This is a genomic window from Binatus sp. (SeqCode) (genome assembly GCF_035272065.1).
Taxonomy (GTDB): domain Bacteria; phylum Desulfobacterota; class Binatia; order Binatales; family Binataceae; genus Binatus.
The window spans coordinates 22,000-48,884 of sequence record NZ_DATEQZ010000001.1 but is presented as its reverse complement, the minus strand read 5'-3'; the positions used below and the strand labels follow the sequence as shown (position 1 = coordinate 48,884).

The window sequence follows — 26,885 nt, the reverse complement described above, 5'->3', positions numbered from 1 at the left end:
CTGCTGGATCATGTCGAGGTCGCCGCCGGCTGAAAACGCGCTCCCCGCGCCGGTCACCACCACGACGTTGGTTGCGTCGTCGTCGGCAATGTCGAGCCACACGCGGCTCAACTCCCAATGGAGGCGGTTGTTGGTGGCGTTGAGAACCTCGGGACGATTAATCGTGATGAGCAGGATGCCGTCGTCCTTCCGCTCGAACAGGAGATGCTGATACTCGCTGTATTTTTTCACCATCCACCCGCATCGTCGTCCATCTGGACGGATTGCTAACTCCTGTAAATGTCGATGACCTTGCCGAGCAGTGCTATTGCTTCGGGCTTCGGGCGCTGAAAGCTGTTGCGGCCGATGATCGAGCCGTAGCCGCCGCCGGCGTGAATGCCGCGGACGGTGCTCAGCAGCGACTCGTCCGTTTCCTTCACGCCGCCCGAGAAAATGACGATTCGCCGGCCGGCGAATGCAGCCTGCATGACATGCTGAATGCGCGCCGAGAGCGGTTCGAGCGGAATCTTTTGGGCGTCGTAAACTTTTTTGGCCTCGGCTTGTTCGATGAAAGCAGTCGGCGGCTTGACCTTGATGATATTCGCGCCGAGCTGCGCCGCGATTTGCGCCGCGTATGCGACCACGTCGAGCGCGGTCTCGCCCTGCTTGCTCACGCCGGAGCCGCGCGGGTACGACCAGATGACAAGCGGCAGGCCGTTGGCCTTGGCCTCTTCGCCAATCGCGCGCGCCTCCTCGTACATCGATTTTTCCTTCGTCGAGCCCGGGTAGATCGTGAGACCAACCCCGGCGGCGCCGAGGCGCAGCGCGTCCTTGACGCTGGCGGTCATCGAAGGCGCGGGATCTTTTTCGTCGTTGAGAACGTCGTGGCTGTTGACCTTCAGGATGAGCGGAATCTGACCGGCATACTCGGCGACTCCCGCCTCGAGCAGTCCGAGCGGCGCTGCGAACGCGTTGCATCCCGCGTCGATTGCGAGCTGAAAGTGATAGCGCGGGTCGTACGCAGGCGGATTCATGGCGAAGCTGCGCGCGGGGCCATGCTCGAAGCCTTGGTCCACGGGCAGGATGACGAATTTGCCGGTGCCCGCGAGTTTGCCGTGGTTGAGCATCCGCGACAGGTTGTTGCGCACGCTGCCGTTGTCGGAATCGTAATAGCTGAGAATCTCTCGAACTCGCTTGGTCATATACCCCTGTCTCCCGTCGGGAGTTTCATTGCAGTTTGCATTCCTATATCACAACATCGCGGCGGCGCAGTGGGCCGCACCGAGCAGTCCGGCGGCGGGATTCAGCGACACGCGGACTTCGATCCGCTTCAAAATTTCGTTCAGCCTGCCCTTGGCCAAAAATCCTTTCACGAACGCACCACTCGTCAGTGTCGGCAAAATCTTCGGCGCGATGCCTCCGCCAAGATAGACACCGCCGAGCGCCAGGACTTTTAGCGCCAGGTTGGCGGCCTCTGAACCGTAAATATCGCAAAACATGGTGAGCGCGTGAACGCATACGGGGTCGCGTCCGGCCAATGCCGCGTCGCTCACGGCGGCGGCGGGGTCGCCCTTGCCAATTTCGTCGCTCAGCCAGGCCGGTTCTTCGGCGCGGCTCTCGCGCCGCAAGAATCGATAAATGTTCCAGAGACCCGGGCCCGAGAGGACGCGCTCGTAGCTGACGTGTCCGAATTCACCGGTGAGAAATCGCAACAACTCGATCTGCTCGGCGCCATGCGGTGCGAAATCGCTGTGCCCGCCCTCGGATGCGACCGCGTAATATTTGTCGCCCTCCCAGACCAGCGCCGACTCGCCGAGCCCCGTCCCCGCGGCGACGACCGCGATGTTGCCGTGCTTGGGTGGATTTTCCGCACGGTGCAGCACCGTGAACTCGGCGGGCTTCAGATAAACCATGCCGTAGGCCGTCGCGGTCAGATCGTTAATCAGTCGAACCGGCACACCATTCAGCGCGCTCGATAGCGAGGCGCTCGAGAGTTGCCATGCGACGTTGCTGGCGTGGGTGCCGCCGTCGATGATTGGACCGGGCACGCCCATGCAGACGGAATTCACCGCCGCGCCTGGGCCAAGGAAATCCGCGCAGACGGCTTCGAGGCTGCCGAAATCCGCGGTCGCGTAGCGACGCTCGCGCACGAGTTCAAGAGTTCCCGCTGAATGCTCGAAGAGCCCGAGATGAGTTTTGGTTCCGCCGACATCGCCGGCCAGGATGAGCCCATCCATAGGAACCCCGCCAGGTTCAGCCTTCGACGTTGAACGATTCGGCCAGCGCGACTTCCTCCGCGCTGCCGATGTAGATCGGATGGCGCTCGTGGATCGCGGTCGCAGCGATGTCGAGGATTCGTTGCTTGCCGGTCGAGCCGCGTCCGCCAGCCTGCTCCGCGAGCATCGAGAGCGGAGCGAGCTCGTACATCAGACGGAGCTTGCCCTTGGCCTTGCCGCCTTCGGCAACCTCGCCGGGGTACATGTATATTCCGCCCTCGAGCAGGCATCGATGGAAATCGGCGGCGAAGGCACCGCAGTATCGAAGTGAATAGCTGGTTCGTTTGTCTTTGCGACTGGTGATATGCGCGAGAAACTTACGCGCGCCGTCGTGCCACTTGCCGGCGTTGGCCTGGTTGACGGCATAGGTACCGCCGTGCGGCGGCATCTTCACGTTCTCTTGCCACAAAATGAACTCGCCGAGCGTGCGGTCGAGCGTGAAGATATCGACACCCGCGCCCGCGCTATATACGAGCTGAGTGGCAGGACCATATAGCACATAGCCCGCGATGACCTGCTGCGTTCCGGGGACGAGTATGTCGTCGATTCCCTTGCTGTGGCCGGGTGCGCGTTTTTTGACGGCGAAGATCGTGCCGAGCGAACCGTTTACGTCGGTGTTGGATGACCCGTCGATCGGATCATAGAGTATGCAGTAGCTATTGTCGCGGCAGTTGACTGAGTAATGATGCGGCTCGTCCATTTCCTCGGAAATGAGACTGCATACCGGGTATCCGTGCTCGAAGGCGTCGAGGAAAACCTGGTTGCCCCACTGGTCGAGCTTCTTGACTTTTTCGCCCTGCACGTTGGTCTCGCCGGTGTAGCCGAGCTCGCCGCTGAGACCCGCCGCCGCGAGCTCGCGCGTGATGCGCTTGGCGATCAGCTCGATGCGCTCCATGATGAGCGCGAGGTCCGCGACCGGAATCGCCGTCGCGGTTTTGGTCATGATATGACGCGTGAGAGTGATGCCGCCGCTCATCTCGCTGCTCCTACAAGGTCCGCCAGGTGCGCCCGTCGGCCGCGATCATCAGAGCGGCCTCGAGTGGTCCCCACGAGCCCGCCGCGTAGATGGGGGGATCCATCGGCGACTGATCCCACGCGTCGAGGATCGGTTGCACGAACGTCCACGCTTCTTCGACCGTGTCGCGGCGCATGAAGAGCGTCTGGTCGCCGACGATCACGTCGTTGAGCAGAGTCTCGTACGCTTCCGGCGTCGAAGTCACATAATGGAAATCGACTTTGACCTGCTGCAGCTTGGTCGCCGAGCCGGGAACCTTGGACATGATGTGCAGCGCGAGGCCTTCGTCGGGTTGAATTCTGATGGTCAGCATATTGGGCGCCAACGGGGCGCGTGGGTTTGCGTTATACAGGATTCGGGGCACGCTGTTGAAGTAGATCGCGATTTCGCTCGAGCGCTTGGGCAATCGCTTGCCGGTGCGCAGGTAGAACGGCACGCCGGCCCATCGCCAGTTGTCGATCCAGCATCGCAGCGCGACAAAGGATTCGACCTGCGAATCGGGTGCGATGTGCTCCTCGTCGCGGTAGGCCTTGACCGGCACGCCGCCGATTAGTCCCTCGCCGTACTGGCCGCGCACGACCCATTTCTCGATGTCCTCGTCGCCGAGCGGACGCAGCGCGCGCAGCACGTCGAGCTTCGCGTCGCGCATCGACTCGGCGCCGGTGGTGTTGGGCGGCTCGGTCGCGATCATGCAAAGCGTTTGCAGCAGGTGGCTCTGCACCATGTCGCGCAGCGCGCCGGCGTGATCGTAGTAGGCGGCGCGGGTGCCGACGCCCTCGGCCTCGGCGACGGTGATCTGCACGTGATCGACGAAGCGCGCGGTCCAAATCGGCTCGAAGATCGCGTTGGCGAAGCGCAACACCATCAGGTTCTCGACGGTTTCCTTGCCCAGGTAGTGGTCGATTCTGAAAATCTGGCTTTCGTCGAAATGGCGCGCAAGCTCGGCATTGATCTCCGACGCGCTGGCGAGATCGGACCCGATCGGCTTTTCGACCACGACGCGCGTGAACGGATGCCCCTTGCCGGGCGGATGAATCATTCCCGCCGCCGTCAATCCTTCCGAGCAGGTGTCGATGAAGGCCGGTGGAATCGCGAAGTAGTAGGCGCGATTGCCCTCGGTGCCGTACTCGGCGTCGATCGCCTCGCATCGCTTGCGCAGGTTCTGGTAGTCGGCGGCCTCGGTGAACGAGCCGCGATTGAAATGGATCAGCGGGGCAAACTTCGCCCAGTGCTCTTTCTCGACTTTGCGGCGCGAGAACTGCTCGATGCCGCTGAGCGCGAACGCACGATACTTGTCGTCGTCGAGATCCTCCATCGAGAAGCCGAGGATCGCGAACTTGTCAGGCAATTCGCCGTCGAGGGAAAGGTTGTACAGCGCGGGAATCAGCTTGCGATGGCTCAAGTCGCCAGCACCGCCGAAAATTACCACGATGCATGGATCGTAGTGATTGCGTTCCTTCACAGGATGCATGTGAGTGAGATCAACAGTCCTATTGGCAGTCACAGCCATAAATGACCCTCTCGCACTTATTCCTTAACGACACCGTGGCCGCCGAACTCGTCGCGAAGCGCGGCGAGCAATTTCTCGCCGAACGTTCCTTCGCCCTTGTCAGCGCGCGAACGAAAGCGCGTGAACAGCGCCATCGTGATCACCGGCATCGAGATGTTTTTGTCGATTGCGTCCTGCACGGCCAAGCGCCCTTCGCCCGAATCCTCGACGTAGCCGCGGATTCGCTTGAGGCCAGGATCTTTCGCGAGCGCGTCGGCCGTCAGCTCCAGCAGCCATGAGCGCACGACGCTGCCCTGCCGCCACAGGTTGGCGATCTTAAGCAGGTCGAGCTTGTAGTCCGACTTGTGCATCGCCTCGAAGCCCTCCGCGTACGCCTGCATCAGCCCGTACTCGATTCCGTTGTGGACCATCTTTACGTAATGGCCCGCGCCGTGGCCGCCGACGTGCTCGTAGCCGTCGGGAGGCGCGAGCGTTTGAAAAATCGGCTCGTAGCGTCTGAAAATTTCCACGTCGCCGCCAATCATCAGGCAGTAACCGAGCTTGAGGCCCCAGATGCCGCCGCTGGTGCCAGCATCGACGAGGTGCAGCTTCTTGCCGGCCAGCACAGCGGCGCGGCGGGCGTCGTCGTGAAAGTTGGTGTTGCCGCCGTCGATGATCGCGTCGCCGGGCTCGAGCAGTTCCGCCAGCTGGTTAATCGTGCTCTCGGTCGGCTCGCCCGCCGGCACCATCACCCACACGCCGCGCGGCGGCGCGAGCTTGGCGACCAGGTCCTTCAGCGAACTGACGCCGTCGGCGCCGAAGGTCGAGACTTCCTTGAGTTTTGCATCGTCGAGGTCGAAGGCCACGATCTGATGGTTGTCGCGGCGCAGCCGCTCGACCATGTTCATGCCCATTTTGCCGAGACCAACGAATCCGATTTCCATCGAGCGTGCTTCCTCTTGGCTGACGACGATGCGATCCGGATTTGCGGCCGCGCGGCGGAGATACGCACCCGCACACGCCTCGGCATTTGACTATCCGGCGCTCGGTCTAGGCTATTCCAACATGCCGTTTGTTCAAAGACCGCGCTGGAACCGCGCGGCTAGTGGGATTTTACATCGTCTTCGAGCATTAGATCGCGCAAGTCCTGGCGCTGGAATATCGCCGCGACCGAGCGCGTCAGCGCGACCGACAGCACCTGCCCCGGCTCGTCGTAGATGCCGGCTTCGTCCTCGGAGCCGAGGCCGAACGACCCCACCGGCGGGTCGAAGTAGGTATCGTTGCTGGTCCCGGTCCAGAACGGGACACTGAACGGCGGCTTATAGATCGAGACGTCGAGAGAGAAATCGGCCATCGTCTTCCAAACGGGACCGTACTGGCCGTTGGCGGCGCGAGCCTTCTTCACCCAGCATAGGCGAATCTTGCTCTCGAGCACGTACTCGGTGTGCCCGACGCCCGGTTTGTAGGCAACACCGGTGGACGACGACGCGCTCATGCCGGCCTCATCTGCAGACCGCCCAATCGCCTGTTGCACGATCGGGCCGAGCGGCGAGCTGTACAGACGTTCGGTAACGCTTCCTGATTGGTCGTCAACGACTCCGATCGCTGGATTGCCGTTGAGCGGCGCCGCGTCGCCAGTCACATCGCGCGCGTCGGCGGGTATCAGGATCTGAATGGTCTTTTTGGGATAACTGTTTTGGTATCCCTTGACCTGGTACGGGTAGTACTCGAGCGTCTGCATCGAGGTCGAAGGCGCCGCGGCCGTACCTCCGCCTTCGTTAACAGTCGAACATCCCGAAAGCGCCGCCATGAACGTCGAAATGATCGTAATGAGGAGCGCGATTCGGATTCTGAAGGTCGGCTGGCTCGCCACGATCCCCGCCAGCCTCCTATCGCTGCGCCGCCTGGGTCCGCTCGCGGAAGAGAAACAGCGTGCCGCCCACCTCGAGCCGATCGCCGCTCTTGAGCGCATAGCGGCCGGCCACCGGCTGCCGATTCACGAATATCTGCCCGCCGGTCGGGCTGATGATGAAATTTTTGCCCTCGCGCCGAATGATCGCATGACTGCCGAGCACCGACTGATCGCCGAACAGCCCGATATCGCTTTCCTCTGCGCGGCCGATGATCGTCACGCCTTTGAGCAGCGGATATTCGCGGCCCTCGCGCGCGTTGCGGCTCTGGCTGCGCACAACCATCAGCCAGCCGCGCTTGAGCAGCTCGCCGACGAGTCCGATGAAAAATCCAATAAGCGCGCCCAGGATGATGATCGCGATGGCTCGTCCGAACGCCTGCGGAAAAGTGGTCGTCAAGCTCTGGTAAAAGAATCCGCCGAGCGCTCCGCCGAGCACACCGCCGATCGCGCCATTGCGCCGCCGCGCCGCCGATCCCGAGGCCGATCCAACTCCGAGTCCGACCGCGATTCCAAGCATGCCCCATCCGAGGATTCGGCCGTTGAGCCCGCCCAGTACGTCGAACGCGAGTTCGCCGACGATCAATCCCAGTGCTCCGCCCGCCGCGCCGATAGCTCCGCCGACCGCGAATCTGCGCGCCGCCTGGCGCACCTGGCCGACGCTCAGCGTTTCGATCGAGGCGAGGAACGCGCTGATTAGCGCGCCGATCAGCGCGCCGAACAGGATATCGCGGCCATAGACCCAGCGGATGCCGAGGATTGGCTCCGAGAGCCCCCACGCGGCAAAGCCGCCGAGCGCCCCGGCAGCGGCATAGAAGAGAAGTTTTTCGCGGGAAACGTTACTCGCCATGTGCAATCCTCAGCATTGCGCGTGCATAGGTCAGGTTCAAGCGCCATTCGGATTCACGGGGTCAGCGCCGCGTCGTCCGGCAGGTTGAGCGGCAGCCCGCAGGTGCCGCATTGCTTCGAGAAGATTCCGAGCGGTCCGTCCCAGAAGTAATCCCCGTCGCACCGCGGGCACTTGAAGGAATACAGCTTCGTGATGTTGAGCGCACTCACGATCAACACCAGGCCGGTGCCCGAGAGCGCCCATTTGACTATGGTGAGAACCAAGTCGTTGTAGCCGATGAAGTAAGCGATCGCCGCGCCCGCGACCATCCCTACAAAAAACGCGAAGACGAAGTAGAACTGGCGTTGCGCGAGCGCCATGCTGGCCAGCGCGGCGCGATCCTCGGCGGTGATGATCGGCGGTTTCGGCGGAGGGATTCCCGCTTCTTCAAGGAGGTCCAACTGTCAGTTCACCCGCCCGCGCCGAAGTCGCGCTCTTTGTCTTAATCACTGGGTGCAGGGGTCACCCCTGCTAGTTCGCTTGGGTGTTCCAGGTGCCGCGCTCGCCCGACGGCGTCGATTCGAAAGTGCCGCTAATCTGATCGGCCCGACGCGCGCCTTCGAAGTAGTACGTCTCGGTGCCGTACGGGACCTGGAATTGTAGATGGTCGCCGCGCACGAATCCTTCGATCGGCGTCATCCCAAAGCCCGACTGATGTATCACGAGCTCGCCGTGCAGGAAGCCGTTGGGTTGCGGCCGCAGTCTCAGCTCCATCTCGGGATTGCCGCCGCTGCGAAGACCGCTGATAGTGCCGGTCGCGATCGTCGGCCCGAGCATGCTCCCCGACGACGTGCCGCCGCTCATCGTGCTGCCGATCGCGCCGCCGGCGCCGGGATAGGTCGCGTAGGGACTGCCACCTGCATCGGCGACTACGTCGAATTTCTTGGCGCCGAAATATTGCCCGTTCAAATAGAAGTTGACCGTGTACGTTCCCGGCAGGAACGCGCCACCGCGCGAGTTGCCGACGCGTCCGCTGAACGTCACCGTCTTCATGCTGGGCGACACCGGTTGAAAGTCGTTAACGCTGCCGAGCGTGCGCCCGTCCGGCCCGATATACGCCGCATCGACGCGATACTGTCCGGGCTCCAGCTTGTAGAGCCGGTTCTCGAAGCTGACCTCCCAGCCGACGAATAGCACCTTGGACACGTTGAAAGAGTCGGTCGTTCCCGACAGCGCGGTCCCGGTCTTGGTGGTGTTGAGAAAGCTGATCGCGCGAAGCTGCAGCGGCTTGGCGCGACGCTCGTCGATCATCGCGAGCCTTTCTGCCTCCTCTTTGCGTTTGCGCTCTTCTGCCTTCGCCTCCGCCGCAGCCGCGGCCTCGGCCGCCGCCGCCGCGTTCTTCGCACTCAGGTCCTGGTTAACGATGAAGCCTTCCTGGGTGAGCAGCTTGTCGTCGGAGTAGAGCGCAACTTTGTAAGTGCCTGGCGGCTTGTCGGTCATCGTCGGCATCAGCGCGACCCCGCTGAAGTCGGCGGTTTTCTGCGCGGGCCCGACAAAAACATTGGTGTCGCTCGACGCGATCTGAAGTCCGTTGGGATCGAAAAAACGCGCTTGGACTTTTTCGTCGCGCCCTTCCAGCCCCGCCAGCAGGTTCTTGAAGGTCGCGGTCCACTTCAGGTAACGCGCGTTGGTCAGATCGGTGTCGTTGAATTGCGCCTGTGGCGGCGCCAGCGCGGTGCCCTCGCGCGTCGAGAGCGCCAGCGTCAGGGCGGAAAATTCGAGCGGATTCTCACGCGCCTTGGCCAGCAACTCTTCATGCTTCCACGGCAGCCCGTCGAACAGCGGCTTGAGGCCGAGCCGCAGTTGAAGGTCAGGGCTTGAATAAAGGTACGTCCCGCCGAATGCCGCTCCCGCCAGCACCATCAGAAAGATCACGAGACTGATCGAGCGGCTGAGCCGGCCGCGCGGCTTGCGATAGGTAATCGGCTCGTCTGCGAACTCGAGTTGTTCCTGGTACTGCGACAGGCCGCCGGTTCCACTGGTCGAGGTCACGCGCCCGCTGTCGAACGAGAGTCCGCGCCCGTAGAGCATCATATCGCGGAATTCCTGGATGCGCCCCGGCCGCCCGTCCATTTCGTAGGCGAGGGCGGCGTCGATAGCACCTGCCAGGTTGCTCGACACGCCCGGGCGAAGGTCGCGCACGGGCGGAAAACTGAACGGCGGAAATTTTTCGGGATCGCGCCCGGTCAGCACGTAATGCAGCGTCGCGCCGAGCGAGTAGATGTCGCTGCGCGGATCGACCAGCCCCTGGTACTGCTCGGGCGGTGCGAAGCCGAGCGTGCCGATCATCGTGCCCTTGCGCGCCGCCTTGAACAGCCGCGCGATTCCGAAGTCCACCAGCACGACCCGCCCGTTCGAATTGAGCATCACGTTGGACGGCTTCATGTCGCGGTAGATTATCGGCGGCATCAGCCCGTGCAGGTACGCGAGCACGTCGCAAAGCTGGCGCGCGATGTCGATCACAAGCCCCTCGGGAAGAGGCTCGCCGCGCGCGGCAAGTTCTTCCTCGAGGTTGCGCCCCTCGACGTACTCCATCACCAGGTAATGGCGATTGGCGAGCTCGAAGCGGTCGGTGATCGCGGGAATCGCCTGATGCTTCAGTTGGGCGAGCGTGTCGGCCTCGCGCGCGAAATATTCGTTGGCCTCGATCCGCTGCGCCTGGTCGATAAAGTGATCGACCATCTCCTTGATCGCGCACGAACGATTCGCCAGGCGCTGGTCGTGCGCTAGGTACACCATCCCCATTCCGCCGCCGCCGAGCAGCCGCTGGATTTGGTAGCGGCCCTGCAGCACAGTGCCCGCGTCGAGCGGTCCCGTGTTCGGCTGCGATGCGTCTTTGGGCGAGGTTGCCATCGTTAATCAGTTAAAAACCGGCGCGGCGGTCGCGGCTAGCTTGCATAGACTACGATCACTGAAATGTTGTCGGTACCGCCGCCGGCGTTGGCCGCGACGATCAATTCGCGCGCCGCGTCGAACGGATCGGCGTTGCGCCCCAGGATGTCGCGGATCTCGTTGTCCATAACGTGCGCCGTCAGCCCGTCGCTGCACAGCATCAACTTGTCTCCGCGCTTCAGCTTGAGCGCGAGTGCCTCCGCGCCCGCCGGTCCACTCTGGCGTGCGCCGAGCGAGCGCGTGATCACGTTCTTGTGCTCGTGCGTATGCGCTTCCTCGGCGGTTATCTGCCCGATTTCGACCAGCCGCTGCACGAGTGAATGATCCTTCGTCACCTGGCGAAGCGTCGAGCCTTCCATAAGATATCCACGGCTGTCTCCAACCCATGCCACTGCGGCGTCCATGGGCGTGACCAATGCGCAGACACCGGTCGAACCCATTCCACGCGACTCCGGATGGCTCGCCACATAGTCAATAATTTTGGAATTCGCTTCCTCGAGCGCGGCTGTCAGCATATCCGCTCCGTTGGCAGCATCTTTACCTGCGGTTTCGAGCCGCGACTCAATGTAACTCCGAATCGTTTCGACGGCAATTGCGGAAGCGACTTCGCCCGCCTCCGCACCGCCCATCCCGTCGGCCACGACGTATAAATGACTCTGCGCCGGCTCGACCAACGACTCGCGGATGTACTCGACCGCCAGCACCGCGTCCTCATTATGCTCGCGCACGCGGCCTAGGTCGGTCATCGCCGCCGCGCGCAGCCGGATAGTCGAGCCGAGCGCAATCAGCTCGGCCTTGAACTCGTCAATCGTCGGCCAGCGGTCGGCGGGACTGAAAGCGATCGCGCGGCGAATCGCTTTCTCCAACCGCGGCGTGACGACGTGCGGCGGATAGAACTGCACCGGTCCCGCTTCTTCGCGCCAGCTCTCGCTCGGAATCCGCGCGCCCGTGAGCCACGTGTAGAGAATCGCGCCGGCCGAAAAAATATCCGCGCGCTTGTCAACTTTTTTGCCGCGATAAATCTCGGGCGCCGTGTAACCGTCGTTGAAGATCGGCTCGGTCTGAAGCTCGTTGTCGTTGCTGACGTAGTCCAGCCCCGTCAGCTTGAGGCGGCCGTCCTTAGCGAAGGCAACCGATTCGGGGCAGATGTCGTTAAGCCGTAACGCCCGGCGATGCACAAACGAAATTGCCTGGCAGACCTGCACGGCGGACGCGATCGCTTCCGGCTCACTCATCTTATGTAAATCGCGGCGCAGCGGCTTAAGTTCCTCGTCGGCGTAAACCAAGTACACGCGCCCGTTCTCGGCGAAACCTTCGGTAGCGCGCTGAAACGCGGGATGACTGATCGTCTGCGACAGCGCGAGCACGCGTCCGAAAACCTCGCCTAGATCTTCGCCGCCCGCCAGCGACTCATTGTCGTGCGCGCCATCGGCACCGTCGGGATTTTGCTGAGTTTCGGCTACGACCGCCGCTTCCGCCGCTTCGCTCTCTTCGTCTGGAGATGCATTCTCCGCAGCCTCGGCCAACACGGCTGCAGTGGGACTAGCTTCGGTCTCGACCGACGACTGTGCCCCTTCCGCCGACGCGTCCGCGCTAGCCGACACCGCCACTGGCGCACTGGATGCGTGCGGCGGCGGCGCCGGCGATGCGGCACCGTTGGTTTGCGCAACCTGCGGTCTCAGCTCGGCAGTCTTCGCGCCCGGTCCGTTAGGATCTTCGACACGAGCAGCTTGCGGCTTCGGCGTCTCGGCGACTGGTGTTTCCTCGACAACCTCCTCTGCCGGCTCCGGTCCCAGCCGCTCGCGCAATGCGATCGATTCCGTCTTGCCGTCGCGGACGCGTTTCGCGCGATAGCGATTTTCAATCGAAGTCTGACTCGTCAGCGCGACTATCTCGATCCCGCCCTTCAACGACGCGCCGGCCACCAGCGGCGTCGGCCGCGTTGGCGTCGACTGCGATACCGATGAAGCCGCGTTGGACAGCCCCCGGCCGCATCGATCGCAGAACTTGGCGCCGTCGGGCGCCTCTTGGCCGCATTCTGGACACGTGATCATGCGCCGCTAGCCTCTCCGAAACTGCAATATAGCACCACCAAGCACCACTTGGTCGCGATCCTTCAATTTGTAGAGTTGGTCGCGACCGAGCTTGCCGCGCCCCGCGACATAGGTGCCGTTAAGACTGCCGAGATCGCGGATGAAATAGTCCGCGCCGCGCAGCACGATCTCCGCATGACGCCGCGACACGCGATCGCCGCCGTGCGCGAGTTTCTTCAGATCGATGTCGAGCTTATCAGAGGCGTCCTGCGATCGTCCGATCACAGTGCGCATCCCGAAAATACCGAACTCGATTTCGTCGCCGCGCGAAACCAGCTTCGCCGGCGCCGCGGATATATCGGCGGCACCGTTCGTGTTGTGCTGGAACAGTCCGGCCGATCCTAAGCCAGTCGAGATCGGCGGCGAATAGCTGGGTGACGAATACGTGCGCGACCCCGTCCGCGATTTCGTGTCCGCATCCCCCGAGTCGCCGGTCGAGCCGAGTCGCGCCCCGTAGGACGACGCGGCCACCGCAGGCTTGAGCTCCTTCGTCTTCGCCGTCGATGACGGATTCGGCGCCACGCTCGACGCCGATGACATCCGCGCTTTGAGCCGTCGTTCGCTGAGGCGCCGCTCGATCATGCTGCGCGCCTTGCCGCCGAGCTCGATCGCCTTCTTGATTTGCGGCCCGACGATTTTCGCTGCCGTGCCTCCGCCCGTTGCGGCACCGCCGCTCTTGATTTTTTCCGCGACCGGCTCGCTCAGCACGATCGTCGGCATCGTGGACGCTGCCGGCTTGGATGACACTGCCAACTTCCACGGCGTCGACGGCCGCGATGGCGCAGGAAGAGGCGCGCTACTCAGCACCACCGTCGATTGCGTGGACATCGGACTTGGCGTGGCCGCAAGTCCCGCGCTTCCACCGAGCTCTCCCGACCGCTTCTCAGGTGGTGGCTCCGGCAGCGCGCGCTTCATCTCTTTTGCCGACGCCGGCCGCCTGGTCGCATCCTGCTCGAGCGCCCGCATCACGGTGTCCGCGGTCTTGATCGAAACTTCGGGCGCGAGCGCGCGCACCGGAGGAAAGCTGAACGGCGGCTCGAGCTGCGGATCGCGGCCGGTCAGCAGATGATGCATCGTGGCGGCAAGCGAATATAAGTCCGAGCGCGGCTCGACCTTGCCCATGTACTGCTCGGGCGGCGCGTAGCCGACCGAACCGATTTGCGTGCCGCGGCCGCCGGGCGGCAGGAAGCGCGCGATCCCGAAATCGATCAGCATCGCGCGGCCGTCCTTGTCGATCATGATATTGCCGGGCTTGAGGTCGCGATAAATTATCGGCGGCTTCTGCCCGTGGAGGAAATCGAGCACGTCGAGCATCTGCCGCACCCATCGCAGCACCTTGTCCTCGGCGACTTTGCCCCTGGGCCCCAGCTTGTCGAGCACGTGCTGCAAATCGCCGCCCGCGACAAACTCCATCACCAGGTAGTGCCGCGAGTTCTCGGCGAAGTGATCGATTAGCGTGGGTATCCCAGGATGAGAAAGGCGCGCGAGCACGTTGGCCTCGCGCGTGAAATCCTCGATTGCTTTTTTCTCCTGGATTCCGTCGCCGACGACCATCTCCTTGACCGCGACCGGACGGTTCGCCAGCCGCGTATCGTTGGACAGGTACACGCGGCCCATCCCGCCGACGCCAAGCACCTTCTTGACGCGGTAACGACCGTCGAGAAGATGGCCCTCGGTGAGTGCCTCACCCGCATTCATGGCTTTGTCTATAACCCCCCTTCAACTTCCGCGCTCGCGCGTACTGCCGGGCGCGAATGGAGGGAAAGGCGGCTCAAGAGATCGGTTCTACCACCAGCTTTAAAAATGTTTTCCCGATGATCACTTCGTCACCCGATTTGATCTCGGCGGGACTGCCCGGCGAGAGGCGCGGCTGACGATTCACATAGGTGCCGTTGAGACTGCCAATGTCCTCGATCGTAATCTTGCCGCCGTCGATTCGAATCAACGCATGCTTGCGTGAGATCTTCGCTTCGGGATCGTCGGCGTCGAGATCGACTTCCGGAAACGAGCCTGTCTCCGGATCCCATCTGCCGATCAGATTGTTGCCGTCTTCGAGCGGGAATTCCTGGCCCTTGCGTCCGCCGCGAACCACAGACAGTTTTGCCTTGAACGGCACGCCTGCCGCAGCCGCCGTCGCGGGCGCGCTCTCAGGAGCCGCTTCCGGTTTGACCTCACCAGTCGGCGCCTCCGACTTGGGTACTTCAGCGCTCGGAGCCTCGGCCGCCGGCGCAGCCTCGGTACTTTCAGCAGGAGCTGCGGCGGGAGCTGCTTCAGGAGCCGCGGCGGCTGGAGCTGCGGCGGGAGCAGAGGTGCCGGCCGCGAGCTTCGCGCCACATCCGTCGCAGTAGTCAAGTCCGTCCATGTTTTCGTAGCCGCATTCGCCGCATTTGATCATGGTCTAAGCCCTCGCAAGTGAGTTCGAAGTGTCGGTCCCGTGCCGTTCACCAAATGAGTTCAATTTCCGTCTTTGTTCTGAAATTCCTTCAACGCTTCCGGATCGAGCATCTGGGTCTTGCGCACGACCGCCTGCGCCTGGAGCAGCGTGGTCTTGGCCGCTTTGGTCTGCAGCGTTTGCGTCTTCTTGATCTGATCGATCAGACCCGACAGCGCCTGCGTCGCCTTGACGTTGCCCATCCGCTGCGTGCCTTGCAGCGCATTGCCGAGCAGGCGCGTCGCGCGATCGACGTTGCCCGCCTTCAGCTCCTCTTCCGCCTTCGCCTGCAGCTTCGCAATCGAGACCTGGTCCACCAGGTTCATCACACGCCCGTTGCGCTTGCTGGTCAGCGTGCGGTCGAGCGTGTAGTCGACGGTCAGATCGCACGCCACGGTGTTTTCAGCACCACCCGGCACTTCATAATGGAAAGTACTCTGCAAAATTCTGACCTGCCCCGGTTTGCGCGGCGGCAGCACCAGCGTCAGCAGCACCGAACCGGGCACGCCGGCCTGGAGGTCGCCAATCTCGTAGCCGATTTTGCGATCCTCGCCGACCAGCGGCGTGCCGAGCACGTAGATTTCCGGCGAGGCGCGAAACGCCTCGCGCACCTGCACGCCTTGCGACAGCGTCACCTCGATTCGCCCGTTGCGCAGGCTGACCGAGCGCAGGCCCTCGAGCTCGTCTTCGAAGATACCGGGAATCTCTGCGGGGTCGCCGATGAAATGATATTTGCCGTTGGAGTCCTGCGCGAGGCGCTGCAGGAGTTTCTCGTTGAACTCGACGCCGACGCCCATCGTCGAGAACGAAATCTCGCCGCGATTTTTCTCGACCAGATCGATACACGCCGTCTCTTCGTAGGTCTGGCCGTCGGTGAGCACCAGCACGCGATTGAGGCGATCGGAACTCAGATTTTTCTTGACCTCGTCGATCGCCGCGCGCATCCCGAGCGCCATCTGTGTGCCGCCGCCGATTTCGAGCAGGTCTATATCGTCGATCGCCCGTTTGACCGCGGACTTGTCGCGCGCCGCCTCGGGCGTAATTATCACCGTCGCCTTGTCGGCGAACGCCACTATCGAGACCTTGTCGTCCGCCGTCAGGTTGTCGGCGAGAAATTTGACCGCGTCGACGACGAATTCCAGGCGCCGCTCATCGTACATCGACCCCGAGCGATCTATCACCACGCCAAGATTGAGCGGCAGCCGGCTGCCGCCGCCAACGCCACCAGCGCCCCGGGCGACAGCCTCGAGCAACACGTAGAGAACGAAGTTTTCCGCGCTGGACAGCACATGTTCGCTGCTCGCCAGCGCCTCGAAGCTAAGCGGATCGGCCATTCGTCAATCTCCCAACAGTAATTGTAGATTCAAGTTGCGCGCGTTGGCAACCGACCTGTTACAATACGAACCGCACACGGGTAAACCAAGCCCCTCGGTAGCGATACCGTAACTATTAGGACGTTGCCCAGTTAATCCAGATACAGCGTTCGGCCGAGAGAGAATGCCCATGCGCAATGCACCCAGCCACATCCGCCATGGCGTCGGCAGCGTCCGCCCCTACCTATACGGCCGCTTGGATATGCTCGAACTGGTCAAGCGGGCCTTCGGCGCGGTGGAACTTGAACATCTCCCGGTTGGTAAGGGCGCCCACGTGGAGGCGAAGATCGGCGATTCGATGGTCGTGATGGAAGTCAGCGACCCACCCCATCCCCACGGAACGACCGCCTCGATCTATGTGTACGTCGAGGACGTCGACGCCGCTTACGCCCGCGCGCTGGCGGCCGGCGCAACACCGATTGCCGTCCCCGAAAACAAGCCCTACCAGGAACGCGCCGCCGGCATTAAGGACTCCTTCGGCAACATTTGGTGGATAGCAACTTATACGGGATGAAAACGCTCCCCCCAACCTCTCCTTGTCCGCCGGACGGGAAGAGATTGGGAGCTGGGCTCTCTCGGCTTCGCTCGTTCTTTTGAAACTACGCGCGGCTCGGAGTGCTTGCGGCGAGGGCGAGCGCATCTTCACGCTGGTCGAGGACGAGTGACTTGTAGGCGAGCGCGGGGCCGGCGAGCGCCGTCGTTGCTAAAGCGACCAGCAGCATATCCACGATTTCCCTGGCGACCGAGGTGAGGCCGGGCGGGCGATATCCCATGAACCACTCGAAAACTCTGCGGACGACGTAGAAGGGCGCGTACGAGAGAACGATGACGGCGGCGAGCCGCTCGAGATTTCCCGCGGTTTGCTTCCATGCGGCGGAAATTCCCGCATACCTGCCGACGACGATCGCGGGAAAAATGAAAGCCAACCTGAAGAACAGGAGCGCGAATAGAAAAAGACCTACTAGTAACAGCGTCGTCGCTTCGATCGTGATTTGGGTGTTGAGAGTACGCTGACCATAGAGCAAGAGCGTCGCCGGAAGGCCGACGCAGATCGTCATCAAGACGAGCATCGCGGTGGTCGCCAACAGGTACAACCACTGCGTTCGCGAGTAGGCGAACGGAGGGTGGTTGGCGATCGCCGGGCGGCCGTAGAGCGCGAGCCTTGTCCAGGCTACGGAAAACGGCGTGAACAGAATGAAATGCGCAAGCGCCATCGCGGAGCCCGTTGCAGATCGTGAGACATCCTCGCGCTCCAACAAAAAGCAAATCGCGTCCGCCGCAAGAATCAGCAGGAATGGTATGCCGCCATACTTCACCAGTTCCGGCAGATACTTGAACGGCAGCAGCAGCGACTGCTTGACTATCGGGAGGACCGGCAGTTCGATCACCGTGAAGCGGCGCTGACTGTTGGTTTGCTCGTTCACGGTTCGCCGCTGCAATATAGATCAATTCAATCGGTTTCGAGTCTGGCAATGAGATGGCCAGGTCGCAAGTGAGCGTTGCAAGTGCCAGGTCCTCATGTGTTTAGCCGAGATTCATGCCGAGTCTCCCGATGCGAATTCTGATACACTGAAAGAAGGGACGACGCACTAACGCGATCGTCCGCCGCATTGCCTGTGCATATTTGCGCAAGCTCTTATTAGTTCATCCCGCAGCCGGCCGTCCGGATCGAGAGGCAAGTTTGAGTCTGGGATTTCTTCGCGCGCCTAAAGCACCGGCACCCGGTTTCGCGCATACAGAAGAGCCAATCCGTGCCGAACTGTTCAGCGTCGAGCGCTTGGAACAGCATGGCGAGACGCTAGCGGTTGCGCAGCGCGTTACGGAATATCCCGGGCGCGGCCGGGAAATAGCCTCGCGCGTGCGCGACAACGGGCGCGTATTGCTCGAGGCGTATCGGAGTATCGCGGGGGCTATCCGCGAGGAGCGCGCGATCACGCCGGCGGCGGAGTGGCTGGTCGACAATTTTCACGTCGTCGAAGAGCAGATTCGCGAGATTCGCGACGACCTGCCGCGCGGATTCTACCGCCAACTGCCCAAGCTCGCCGACGGCCCGCTCGAGGGGTACCCCCGCGTGTTCGGGCTCGCGTGGGCCTACGTCGCGCATACGGACAGCCACTTCGATACGCAGACGCTGACCAGGTTCGTGCAGGCCTACCAGCGCGTGCAGCCGCTGACGATCGGCGAGCTATGGGCGGTGGCAATCACGCTTCGAATCGTGCTGGTCGAAAATTTGCGGCGAGCGGCCGAGCAGATTGGCCAAAGCCGTGCGCAACGCCAGCACGCCGACGCGTTGGCGGACAGGCTGTTGGGCTCGAATGGCCGCGAGGCGGAGCCGGCGGAGGCCGTGTTCAAGGATTTCGACGCGGCGCCGATTGCGGCGGCGTTCGCGGTCGAGTTGGTTCAACGCCTGCGCGATCAGGATCCCAAGGTGACGCCGGCCCTGAATTGGCTTGACCGGCGGCTGGCGGCGGAGGGAACCACGGCCGACGAGATCGTGCGCGAAGTGCATCAGGGGCAGGGCGCGATGAACGTGACGGTGCGCAACGTGATCACGAGCATGCGCCTCATGTCGGCGGTCGACTGGGCGGATTTTTTCGAGAGCGTGAGCCAGGTCGATGCGGTCCTGTGCGCCGACAGCGATTTTGGCGCGATGGATTTTCCTACCCGCGATCGCTATCGGCATGCGATCGAAAAACTTGCACTGGGTTCGGGCCACACTGAGATCGAGGTCGCGCAAAGAGCGATCGATGCCGCGAAAAGTGCGGCGGCCGAATCGCCCGACAACGGCGTGGTGGCGCGGCGCCAGCATCATCCGGGCTACTACCTGATTTTAGAGGGGCGTCACGCGCTCGAAGCGAAACTCGGATTTCGCGCGCCGGTCCGCGACTGGATCGCCCGCGCCAACGCGGCGGCCGGAATCAAGGGATACCTGGGCACGATCGCGGCGGTCACCGCGGTAATCGTCGCGTGCGGCATGCTTGCGATTGAGGATGCGCACCTCGGCGGATGGACCCGGTTCATCCTCGCGATGCTCGCCATAGTGCCGGCGATGGACGCGGCGGTCGCGCTGGTCAATCGCGCCGTTACGACCGTCATCGGTCCCAACACGATTCCCGCGCTCGAGCTTCATGATGGCGTGCTGGCAAGCCTGCGCACGATGGTCGTGATGCCGACTATGTTGACTACGCACGCCGAAATCGACGAGCAGATCGAGCGGCTCGAAGTTCACTACCTGGCGAGTCCGGACGGCGAGCTGTACTTCGCGCTGCTGTCGGACTGGACCGACGCGGCGACCGAAACCGCGCCCGGCGACGACGACCTACTCGCGGCAGCGGCGGCGGGAATCGCGCGGCTGAATCAGCGTCACGCATCGGGGACGGCCGGCGCGAGGTTTTTGCTGCTCCATCGCCGGCGCGTGTGGGACGAAGCCGAAGGCGTGTGGATGGGTTGGGAGCGCAAACGCGGCAAGCTGCACGAGCTGAATCGGTCGCTGCGCGGCGCGACGGACACCACGTTCATCGCGCAGGACGGACGCGCGCCCGCTGTCCCCGACGGCGTGCGCTACGTGATCACGCTCGATGCCGACACGCGCCTGCCGCGCGGCGCCGCCAAGCGCATGGTCGGCAAAATGGCGCATCCGCTGAATGCTCCAAGATTCGATAAGCGACTCGGCCGCGTGATCGAAGGACACGGAGTTCTTCAGCCGCGAATCACGGCGTCACTGCCGACCGGGCGCGACGGCTCGGTGTTCCAGCGCGTCTTCTCGAGCGCCGCCGGAATCGATCCTTACGCGTTCGCCGTTTCCGACGTTTACCAGGATCTCCTCGATGAAGGTTCCTACAGCGGCAAGGGGATTTACGATGTGGACGTGTTCGAGGCGGCGCTGGCGGGCCGCGTCCCCGGCAACACGCTGCTGAGCCACGATCTTTTCGAAGGAACTTTCGCGCGCGCGGGACTGGTCTCTGACGTCGAACTGGTCGAGGAGTTCCCGTCGCGCTATGACGTGGCCGCTGGCCGACAGCATCGATGGGCCCGCGGCGACTGGCAACTGCTGCCGTGGATTTTAGGCCGTCCGCATGATTTCGATGAGGGCGCAACTACGTCGCAAGCGCGCACCGGCCGCTCGTCGATGCCGCCGCTCGGGCGCTGGAAAATGATCGATAACTTGCGCCGCACGCTGTCGGCGCCGATCACTTTGCTTGCGTTTGTCGCGGGCTGGACGCTGCCGTTAGCTGCCGCCGCGACCTGGACCGCGTTCATCGGCGCGACGATCGCGACGGCGCCGATGCTCCCGTTCGTCACCGGAATCATCCCCCGCCGCCGCGACATCTCCAAGCGCAGCCACATCCTCGCCGTCGGCAAGGATTTGCTGGCGGGACTCTCGCAGCTCGCGATGATGCTGACGCTGCTCGCGCATCAGGCGTGGCTGATGTCCGACGCAATTTCGCGCACGCTCTACCGCTTGTACGTGAGTCATCGGCTGCTGCTCGAATGGACCACCGCGGCGCAGGCGAAGGGCGCGACTCGTCCCGACGTGCGCGGGTTTTACGGCATGATGGCTGGAGCCTGGGCGCTGGCGGTCGCCGCGGCAATCGTTGTCGCATGGGCAGGCCGCGGCGGCGCGGCAATCGCGGTTCCGTTCGTGATTTTGTGGATGCTGTCGCCGGACATCGTGCGATGGGCGAGTCTGCCGCCGCCGCTCGAGGGCGCCAAGGTGCTCTCCCCTGCCGACATCAGGGCGCTGCGCCTGACGGCGCGACGCACCTGGCGATTTTTCGAGACCTTCGTGACGGCGGAAGACAACCTGCTGCCGCCCGACAATTTTCAGGAAGACCCCAAGCCCGTGCTGGCTCATCGCACGTCCCCCACCAACATCGGGCTGTACCTGCTGTCGATTGTCGCGGCGCACGACTTCGGCTGGCTCGGAACGCATGAGACCGTCGAGCGGCTGGGCGCGACCTTCGACACGATGAAGCGGATGGAGCTGTTCCGCGGGCATTTCTACAACTGGTACGGCACGCGCGACCTGCGGCCGCTGGATCCGAAGTACGTGTCGTCGGTGGACAGCGGCAACCTGGCGGGGCATCTGATCGCGCTGGGCAACGCGTGCCGCGAGATGATCGCGCGGCCGGTGGCGGACCGGAATTGGCTGAAGGGAATCGAAGACTCGATCGCGCTCGTGCGCGAGTCGCTTGCGGCGCTGGGCACCGACCGGCGCACCTACACCGTCACGCCCAAGCAGCTCGAGGAAGTGCTCGACGCGATGGCGCCGTTGACGCAGTCGGAGCCGCGGACCGTGGTGGAAATGGCGGCGTGGCTGGCGGAGCTCGCGGCTCACAGCGATTCAGCCAGCGACATCGCGCGCGCGTTGACGCTGGAGCGCGCCGACTCCGCGGCCGGTGACGTGCTCGCATGGGCGGAGGCACTGCGATCGTGCATCCGCAGTCATCAACGTGACGTCGAGTTGCTCAAGCCGTGGGCGGTGCGCGCTCGCGTCAAGACGGGCGCGCTCGATATCAGCTCGACGCAGCTCGAATCGATACCGAAGCTGGGCGACTTGCCGGACCTATATAATGATGCGGCGAGCTGGGACTCGACGCTCGATCGAGCCGCACTAGCGCGCGCGGGCGACGCAGCCAGAACGCTCGAGCGGCGCCTGACGGAACTCGCCGCGATCGCGGGCAAGATGTTCGACGCAATGAAGTTCGACTTCCTGCTTGATCCCGCACGCCAACTCCTTTCGATTGGCTACCGCGTCACGGACGGCAGTCTCGATTCCAACTGCTACGACCTGCTTGCTTCGGAGGCGCGGCTGGCGAGTTTCGTCGCAATCGCGAAGGGCGAAATTCCCGCGCGTCACTGGTTCCGGCTCGGGCGCGCGATGACGCCGGTCGATCGAGGCTCGGCGCTGATTTCGTGGTCGGGCTCGATGTTCGAGTACCTGATGCCGTCGCTGGTGATGCGCGCGCCGGCCGGCAGCCTGCTCGAGCAGACCAATCGGCTGGTGGTGCGCCGCCAGATGAAGTACGGCGCCGAGCTTGACCTGCCGTGGGGAATCTCTGAGTCCGCGTACAACGCGCGCGACCTCGAGCTCACTTATCAGTACTCGAACTTCGGCATACCCGGCCTCGGACTGAAGCGCGGGCTGAGCGAAAACGCGGTGATCGCGCCCTATGCGACGGCGCTGGCGGCGATGGTCAATCCGGCGGCCGCGGCGCAAAACTTCTCGCGGTTGTTCGCCGCGGGCGGCCTCGGCCACTTCGGCTGGTACGAGGCGTTGGACTATACGCCGTCGCGCGTGCCCGAAGGCGAGAACGTCGCAGTGGTGCGCGCGTACATGGCGCATCATCAGGGCATGACGCTGGTTGCGATTGGCGACGCGCTGAGCGACGGCGCGATGCGCGCGCGGTTTCACGCCGAGCCGATCATCCAGGCGACCGAGCTGCTGCTCCAGGAGCGGACGCCGCGCGATGTAGCGCTGGCGCGCCCGCGGGCCGAAGAGGTCAAGGCCGAAGCCAATGTTCGCGAGAGCGCTCCGCCGACAATTCGCCGCTTCCATTCGCCGCACGATTTGATCCCGCGCACGCATCTTCTATCCAACGGCAGATATACCGTGATGATCACGGCGGCCGGCTCGGGCTTCAGCCACTGGCGCGACCTGGCGGTCACGCGATGGCGCGAGGACGTCACCTGCGATTCGTGGGGGACGTACATCTTCGTCCGCGATGTGCAGAGCGGCAAGGTCTGGTCGGCGGGGTTTCAGCCGGCGGGCGTCGAGGCGGACAGCTACGAAGTCGAGTTCTCCGAGGACCGCGCGGAAATCGTGCGCCGCGACGGCACCATGACGACCACGCTCGAGGTCGCGGTGTCACCTGAGGACGACGCCGAAGTCCGCCGCGTCTCTATCTCGAATCTCGGCAGCCGCGTGCGCGAGATCGAGGTGACCTCGTACGCGGAAATCGTGCTGGCGACTGCGGCGTCCGACACTGCGCATCCGGCCTTCTCCAAAATGTTCGTGCAGACGGAGTTCGACGCCGAGGTCGGCGCGCTACTGGCGACGCGGCGTCTTCGCTCGCCCACCGACGTGCCGGTGTGGGCGGCGCACCTGGCGGTGGCCGAGGGCGAGTCTATCGGCGAGATACAGTTCGAAACCGACCGCGCGCGATTTCTCGGGCGCGGCCGCGACCTCCGCGACGCCGTTTCGGTTATCGACGGGCGGCCGCTGTCGGATACCGTTGGCGCCGTCCTCGATCCGATCTTCAGCGTCCGCCGCCGACTGCGCATTCCGGCGGGAGCGACCGCGCGCGTCGCGTTCTGGACTATCGTCGCGCCGTCGCGGACCGAAGCACTCGACTTGGTCGACAAGCATCACGACTCCAACGCGTTCGAACGCGCCGTCACGCTGGCGTGGACGCAGGCGCAAGTACAGCTCCATCACCTGCGCGTAGACGCCGACGAAGCGCATCTTTTCCAGCGCATTGCCAATCGCGTGCTCTACTCGGACGCGACGTTGCGGCCTTCGTCCGACCTGCTGCGGCGCGGCGAGGGCGGACAGTCGAAGCTGTGGCCCGCCGGGATTTCCGGCGACCTGCCCATCGTGCTGGTTCGGATCGACGAGACCTCCGATATGGAGATCGTGCGCGAGCTGGTGCGGGCCCATGAATATTGGCGGATGAAGCGGCTGTGCGTCGATTTGGTGATCCTGAACGAGCGGCCCCCGTCATACGATCAGGACCTGCAAATCGCGCTCGAGGCCCTTGTTCGGACTATCCCGGCGCGAGCGCCCGACGGGCAGGGCGCATGCGGCAATGTATTCGTGCTGCGCGCCGACCTGGTTTCGGCCGAGCTGCGAAGCGTGCTGCAGACCGTGGCGCGAGCGGTCTTGCTGAGCCGGCGTGGGACCCTGTCCGAGCAGGTCAAACGGATGGAGATGTTCGAGCCGGCCGCCGGCCCGCCGCCGCGGCGAATCCCCGCGATACGCCGGCCGGAGACCGCGATACCGCGGCGCGAGATCGAATTTTTCAACGGCCTCGGCGGATTTGCCGCGGACGGCCGCGAGTACGTGACGATTCTCGGTGAGGGACAATGGACGCCGGCGCCGTGGCTCAACGTGCTCGCGAATCCGTCGTTCGGCTTCCAGGTCTCGGTCGAAGGCGCCGGCTACACCTGGGCAATCAACAGCCAGCAGCATCAGATTTCGCAATGGTCGAACGACGCGGTGAGCGACCGGCCAGGCGAAGTGCTCTACGTTCACGACCTCGATACCGGCGAGCTGTGGGGGCCGACCGCGCTGCCAATCCGCGAGGACGCCTCGCCCTATCTCGTTCGTCACGGCCACGGCTACACAATCTTCGAGCACACCTCGCACGGAATTTCGCTCGAGCTGACGCAGTACGTGCCGGTGGACGACTCGGTCAAGATTTCACGGTTGATGATTCGCAATCTCTCGCCGCGCGCGCGGCGTTTGTCGGTGACCGCTTACGTGGAATGGGTGCTCGGCACTTTGCGTGGCGCCTCCGCCCCGTACATCGTCACCGAGATCGAGCCCGAAACTCACGCGGTACTCGCGCGCAACTCCTTCAGCGTCGAGTACGGAAGCCGAATCGCATTCGCGGACTTGAGTGGCCAGCAAAGCTCGTGGACAGCGGACAGAACCGAGTTTCTCGGGCGCAACGGCACGCTGGACAATCCAGCGGCGTTCGCAACACCCAAGCCGCTGTCTGGGAGGGCCGGAGCCGCGATGGATCCGTGCGCGGCGCTGCAAACGACCGTGTCGCTCCGGCCCAACGCTGAGACCGAAGTCGTTTTTTTTCTCGGCGAGGCTGCGAGCAGGCCGGAGGCGATTATCTCGATCAAGAAATATCGCGAAGCGGACCTCGACTCGGGGTTGGCCGCGGTCACGCAGTACTGGGACGCCTTGCTCGGCACCGTGCAGGTGAAGACTCCGGACCGCTCGATGGACATCATGCTCAACCGATGGCTGCTCTATCAGACGCTGGCGTGCCGCGTGTGGGCACGCTCGGCCTTCTACCAGGCGGGAGGCGCTTATGGCTTTCGCGATCAGCTCCAGGACGTGATGGCGCTGACGGTGGCGCAGCCGGCTCTTACGCGGGAGCAACTGATTCGGGCGGCGTCGCGCCAGTTTGTCGCCGGCGACGTGCAACATTGGTGGCTGCCGCCCGCGGGACAGGGAGTTCGCACGCGCATCACCGACGATCGCGTCTGGCTGGCGTACGCGGTCGCACATTATATAGAGGTGACCGGCGACCTCGGCATCCTCGATGAAACGGTCCCGTTCCTTGACGGTCTGGAGTTGGATGCCGGTGAGGTTGAGTCGTTCTTTCAGCCGACGGTCTCCGAGCAGCGCGGCACCGTCTTCGAACATTGCGCGCGGGGGCTCGATCAAAGCCTCGCGGTCGGCGTCCACGGTATTCCGCTGTTCGGGTCGGGCGACTGGAATGACGGCATGAACCGCGTCGGCGAGGCGGGCCAGGGCGAGAGCATCTGGCTCGGATGGTTCCTCTACACGACGCTCCAGGCGTTTGCGCCGCTGGCCGATATCCGCCTCGACGCCGCGCGCGCGGCGGCCTGGAGAAATCACGCGACGGCCCTTGCGGCGTCGCTCGAGCGCGACGGATGGGACGGCAATTGGTATCGCCGCGGCTACTTCGATGACGGCACGCCGCTCGGCTCGGCCGGCAACATCGAATGCCGAATCGATTCCATCGCGCAGTCGTGGAGCGTAATCTCCGGCGCCGCGAGTCCGGTCCGCGCCTCGGCCGCGATGGCCGCCGTTGATGAAAACCTGGTCAAGCGCGAGGACGGCCTGGTGCTGCTGTTGACGCCACCATTCGACCGCACCCCGCTCGACCCCGGCTACATCAAGGGCTATCCGCCCGGCATCCGGGAGAACGGCGGCCAATACACGCACGGCGCGCTATGGTCGGTGATCGCGTTTGCGATGCTCGGTGACGGCGACAAGGCGGGCGATCTGTTCTCGATTCTAAACCCGATCAATCACGCGAACACGCGCGCCGGGATCCATCGCTACAAAGTCGAGCCGTACGTCGCGTGCGCCGACGTGTACTCGATGCCGCCGCACATCGGCCGCGGCGGATGGACTTGGTATACGGGCTCCGCGGGATGGATGTATCGCGCGGGCCTCGAGTGGATATTGGGCTTTCGACTGCGCGGCAAAACATTGACTATCGATCCGTGCATCCCGAGCAGGTGGCCGGGCTTCGAGATTGCCTATCGATACGGCGCAACCCGTTACGAAATAGCGGTCGAAAACCCACGCAGCGTTAGTCGCGGAGTGAGCAGCGTAGAACTCGACGGCAAGGCGCTCGCCGGGCGCCCGGCGCAAATCGCCCTCGCCGACGACGGTATTACGCATCGAGTGCGGATTATACTTGGCTAATTAATTGATATTCATCAATAGTAAAATGGGTAATCGCTAATATTTAGTCAATTCGTTCTCAAGGGCACTACATTGATGTTAGTGCGGGTTATTCATTTGACATTCACCAATTACTAAGT

The 26,885-nt window shown here is 63.4% G+C and carries 17 protein-coding genes; 2 read left to right on the top strand and 15 right to left on the bottom strand.

The features are described from left to right. The 14 genes from VJX68_RS00165 to VJX68_RS00100 form a co-directional block, all read right to left on the bottom strand. On the bottom strand, positions 1–234 hold a 234-nt coding region (locus VJX68_RS00165; RefSeq protein WP_324093608.1), incomplete at its 3' end, for an enoyl-CoA hydratase-related protein. A 32-nt stretch (positions 235–266) separates the two neighbouring features. After that, on the bottom strand, positions 267–1,181 hold the full coding sequence (locus tag VJX68_RS00160) for a class I fructose-bisphosphate aldolase (RefSeq protein ID WP_324093607.1): 915 nt from the start codon (positions 1,179–1,181) through the stop codon (positions 267–269). Positions 1,182–1,229: 48 nt separating this feature from the next. Next, on the bottom strand, positions 1,230–2,216 hold the full coding sequence (gene glk / locus VJX68_RS00155; RefSeq protein WP_324093606.1) for a glucokinase: 987 nt from the start codon (positions 2,214–2,216) through the stop codon (positions 1,230–1,232). 16 nt (positions 2,217–2,232) lie between these two features. Next, positions 2,233–3,231 (bottom strand): class 1 fructose-bisphosphatase, encoded by a 999-nt coding sequence (locus tag VJX68_RS00150; protein ID WP_324093605.1) that lies wholly within the window; start codon positions 3,229–3,231, stop codon positions 2,233–2,235. Between the two features lie 10 nt (positions 3,232–3,241). Then, on the bottom strand, positions 3,242–4,780 hold the full coding sequence (gene zwf / locus VJX68_RS00145) for a glucose-6-phosphate dehydrogenase (RefSeq protein ID WP_324093604.1): 1,539 nt from the start codon (positions 4,778–4,780) through the stop codon (positions 3,242–3,244). 17 nt (positions 4,781–4,797) lie between these two features. Further along, positions 4,798–5,703 (bottom strand): phosphogluconate dehydrogenase (NAD(+)-dependent, decarboxylating), encoded by a 906-nt coding sequence (gene gnd, locus VJX68_RS00140; protein ID WP_324093603.1) that lies wholly within the window; start codon positions 5,701–5,703, stop codon positions 4,798–4,800. A 158-nt stretch (positions 5,704–5,861) separates the two neighbouring features. Beyond that, entirely contained in the window at positions 5,862–6,632 is a 771-nt protein-coding gene (locus tag VJX68_RS00135) for a hypothetical protein (protein WP_324093602.1), read from the bottom strand. A 16-nt stretch (positions 6,633–6,648) separates the two neighbouring features. Then, positions 6,649–7,518, bottom strand: a complete 870-nt coding sequence (locus tag VJX68_RS00130; protein WP_324093601.1) for an FHA domain-containing protein — start codon at positions 7,516–7,518, stop codon at positions 6,649–6,651. 53 nt (positions 7,519–7,571) lie between these two features. After that, on the bottom strand, positions 7,572–7,958 hold the full coding sequence (locus tag VJX68_RS00125) for a hypothetical protein (protein ID WP_324093600.1): 387 nt from the start codon (positions 7,956–7,958) through the stop codon (positions 7,572–7,574). A 70-nt stretch (positions 7,959–8,028) separates the two neighbouring features. Continuing rightward, positions 8,029–10,410: a protein kinase domain-containing protein gene (locus VJX68_RS00120; protein WP_324093599.1), complete on the bottom strand. Its 2,382-nt coding sequence runs from the start codon at positions 10,408–10,410 to the stop codon at positions 8,029–8,031. A 35-nt stretch (positions 10,411–10,445) separates the two neighbouring features. Further along, positions 10,446–12,503: a Stp1/IreP family PP2C-type Ser/Thr phosphatase gene (locus VJX68_RS00115; protein WP_324093598.1), complete on the bottom strand. Its 2,058-nt coding sequence runs from the start codon at positions 12,501–12,503 to the stop codon at positions 10,446–10,448. A gap of 6 nt (positions 12,504–12,509) precedes the next feature. After that, the gene (locus tag VJX68_RS00110) at positions 12,510–14,240 is read right to left on the bottom strand and encodes a protein kinase domain-containing protein (RefSeq protein ID WP_324093597.1); all 1,731 of its coding nucleotides are present in this window, start codon (positions 14,238–14,240) and stop codon (positions 12,510–12,512) included. A 73-nt stretch (positions 14,241–14,313) separates the two neighbouring features. Further along, positions 14,314–14,937: an FHA domain-containing protein gene (locus VJX68_RS00105; RefSeq protein ID WP_324093596.1), complete on the bottom strand. Its 624-nt coding sequence runs from the start codon at positions 14,935–14,937 to the stop codon at positions 14,314–14,316. Positions 14,938–14,996: 59 nt separating this feature from the next. After that, positions 14,997–16,307: a vWA domain-containing protein gene (locus VJX68_RS00100; protein WP_324093595.1), complete on the bottom strand. Its 1,311-nt coding sequence runs from the start codon at positions 16,305–16,307 to the stop codon at positions 14,997–14,999. A gap of 169 nt (positions 16,308–16,476) precedes the next feature. Between VJX68_RS00100 and VJX68_RS00095 the strand changes: the two genes are divergently transcribed. Then, the gene (locus VJX68_RS00095) at positions 16,477–16,860 is read left to right on the top strand and encodes a VOC family protein (RefSeq protein ID WP_324093594.1); all 384 of its coding nucleotides are present in this window, start codon (positions 16,477–16,479) and stop codon (positions 16,858–16,860) included. Between the two features lie 85 nt (positions 16,861–16,945). Here VJX68_RS00095 and VJX68_RS00090 read toward each other — a convergent pair whose 3' ends face one another. After that, positions 16,946–17,770, bottom strand: coding sequence for a hypothetical protein (locus tag VJX68_RS00090; protein WP_324093593.1), 825 nt, complete (start codon positions 17,768–17,770; stop codon positions 16,946–16,948). Between the two features lie 257 nt (positions 17,771–18,027). Between VJX68_RS00090 and VJX68_RS00085 the strand changes: the two genes are divergently transcribed. Continuing rightward, on the top strand, positions 18,028–26,766 hold the full coding sequence (locus tag VJX68_RS00085; RefSeq protein WP_324093592.1) for a GH36-type glycosyl hydrolase domain-containing protein: 8,739 nt from the start codon (positions 18,028–18,030) through the stop codon (positions 26,764–26,766). The last annotated feature ends 119 nt before the right edge of the window (positions 26,767–26,885 follow it).

What these genes read in the sequence shown, in the direction of transcription:
- VJX68_RS00160 (WP_324093607.1), bottom strand. Translation starts at nt 1,181, where the DNA reads ATGACCAAGCGAGTTCGAGAGATTCTCAGCTATTACGATTCCGACAAC.
- glk (WP_324093606.1), bottom strand. Translation starts at nt 2,216, where the DNA reads ATGGATGGGCTCATCCTGGCCGGCGATGTCGGCGGAACCAAAACTCAT.
- VJX68_RS00150 (WP_324093605.1), bottom strand. Translation starts at nt 3,231, where the DNA reads ATGAGCGGCGGCATCACTCTCACGCGTCATATCATGACCAAAACCGCG.
- zwf (WP_324093604.1), bottom strand. Translation starts at nt 4,780, where the DNA reads ATGGCTGTGACTGCCAATAGGACTGTTGATCTCACTCACATGCATCCT.
- gnd (WP_324093603.1), bottom strand. Translation starts at nt 5,703, where the DNA reads ATGGAAATCGGATTCGTTGGTCTCGGCAAAATGGGCATGAACATGGTC.
- VJX68_RS00130 (WP_324093601.1), bottom strand. Translation starts at nt 7,518, where the DNA reads ATGGCGAGTAACGTTTCCCGCGAAAAACTTCTCTTCTATGCCGCTGCC.
- VJX68_RS00120 (WP_324093599.1), bottom strand. Translation starts at nt 10,410, where the DNA reads ATGGCAACCTCGCCCAAAGACGCATCGCAGCCGAACACGGGACCGCTC.
- VJX68_RS00115 (WP_324093598.1), bottom strand. Translation starts at nt 12,503, where the DNA reads ATGATCACGTGTCCAGAATGCGGCCAAGAGGCGCCCGACGGCGCCAAG.
- VJX68_RS00110 (WP_324093597.1), bottom strand. Translation starts at nt 14,240, where the DNA reads ATGAATGCGGGTGAGGCACTCACCGAGGGCCATCTTCTCGACGGTCGT.
- VJX68_RS00105 (WP_324093596.1), bottom strand. Translation starts at nt 14,937, where the DNA reads ATGATCAAATGCGGCGAATGCGGCTACGAAAACATGGACGGACTTGAC.
- VJX68_RS00100 (WP_324093595.1), bottom strand. Translation starts at nt 16,307, where the DNA reads ATGGCCGATCCGCTTAGCTTCGAGGCGCTGGCGAGCAGCGAACATGTG.
- VJX68_RS00095 (WP_324093594.1), top strand. Translation starts at nt 16,477, where the DNA reads ATGCGCAATGCACCCAGCCACATCCGCCATGGCGTCGGCAGCGTCCGC.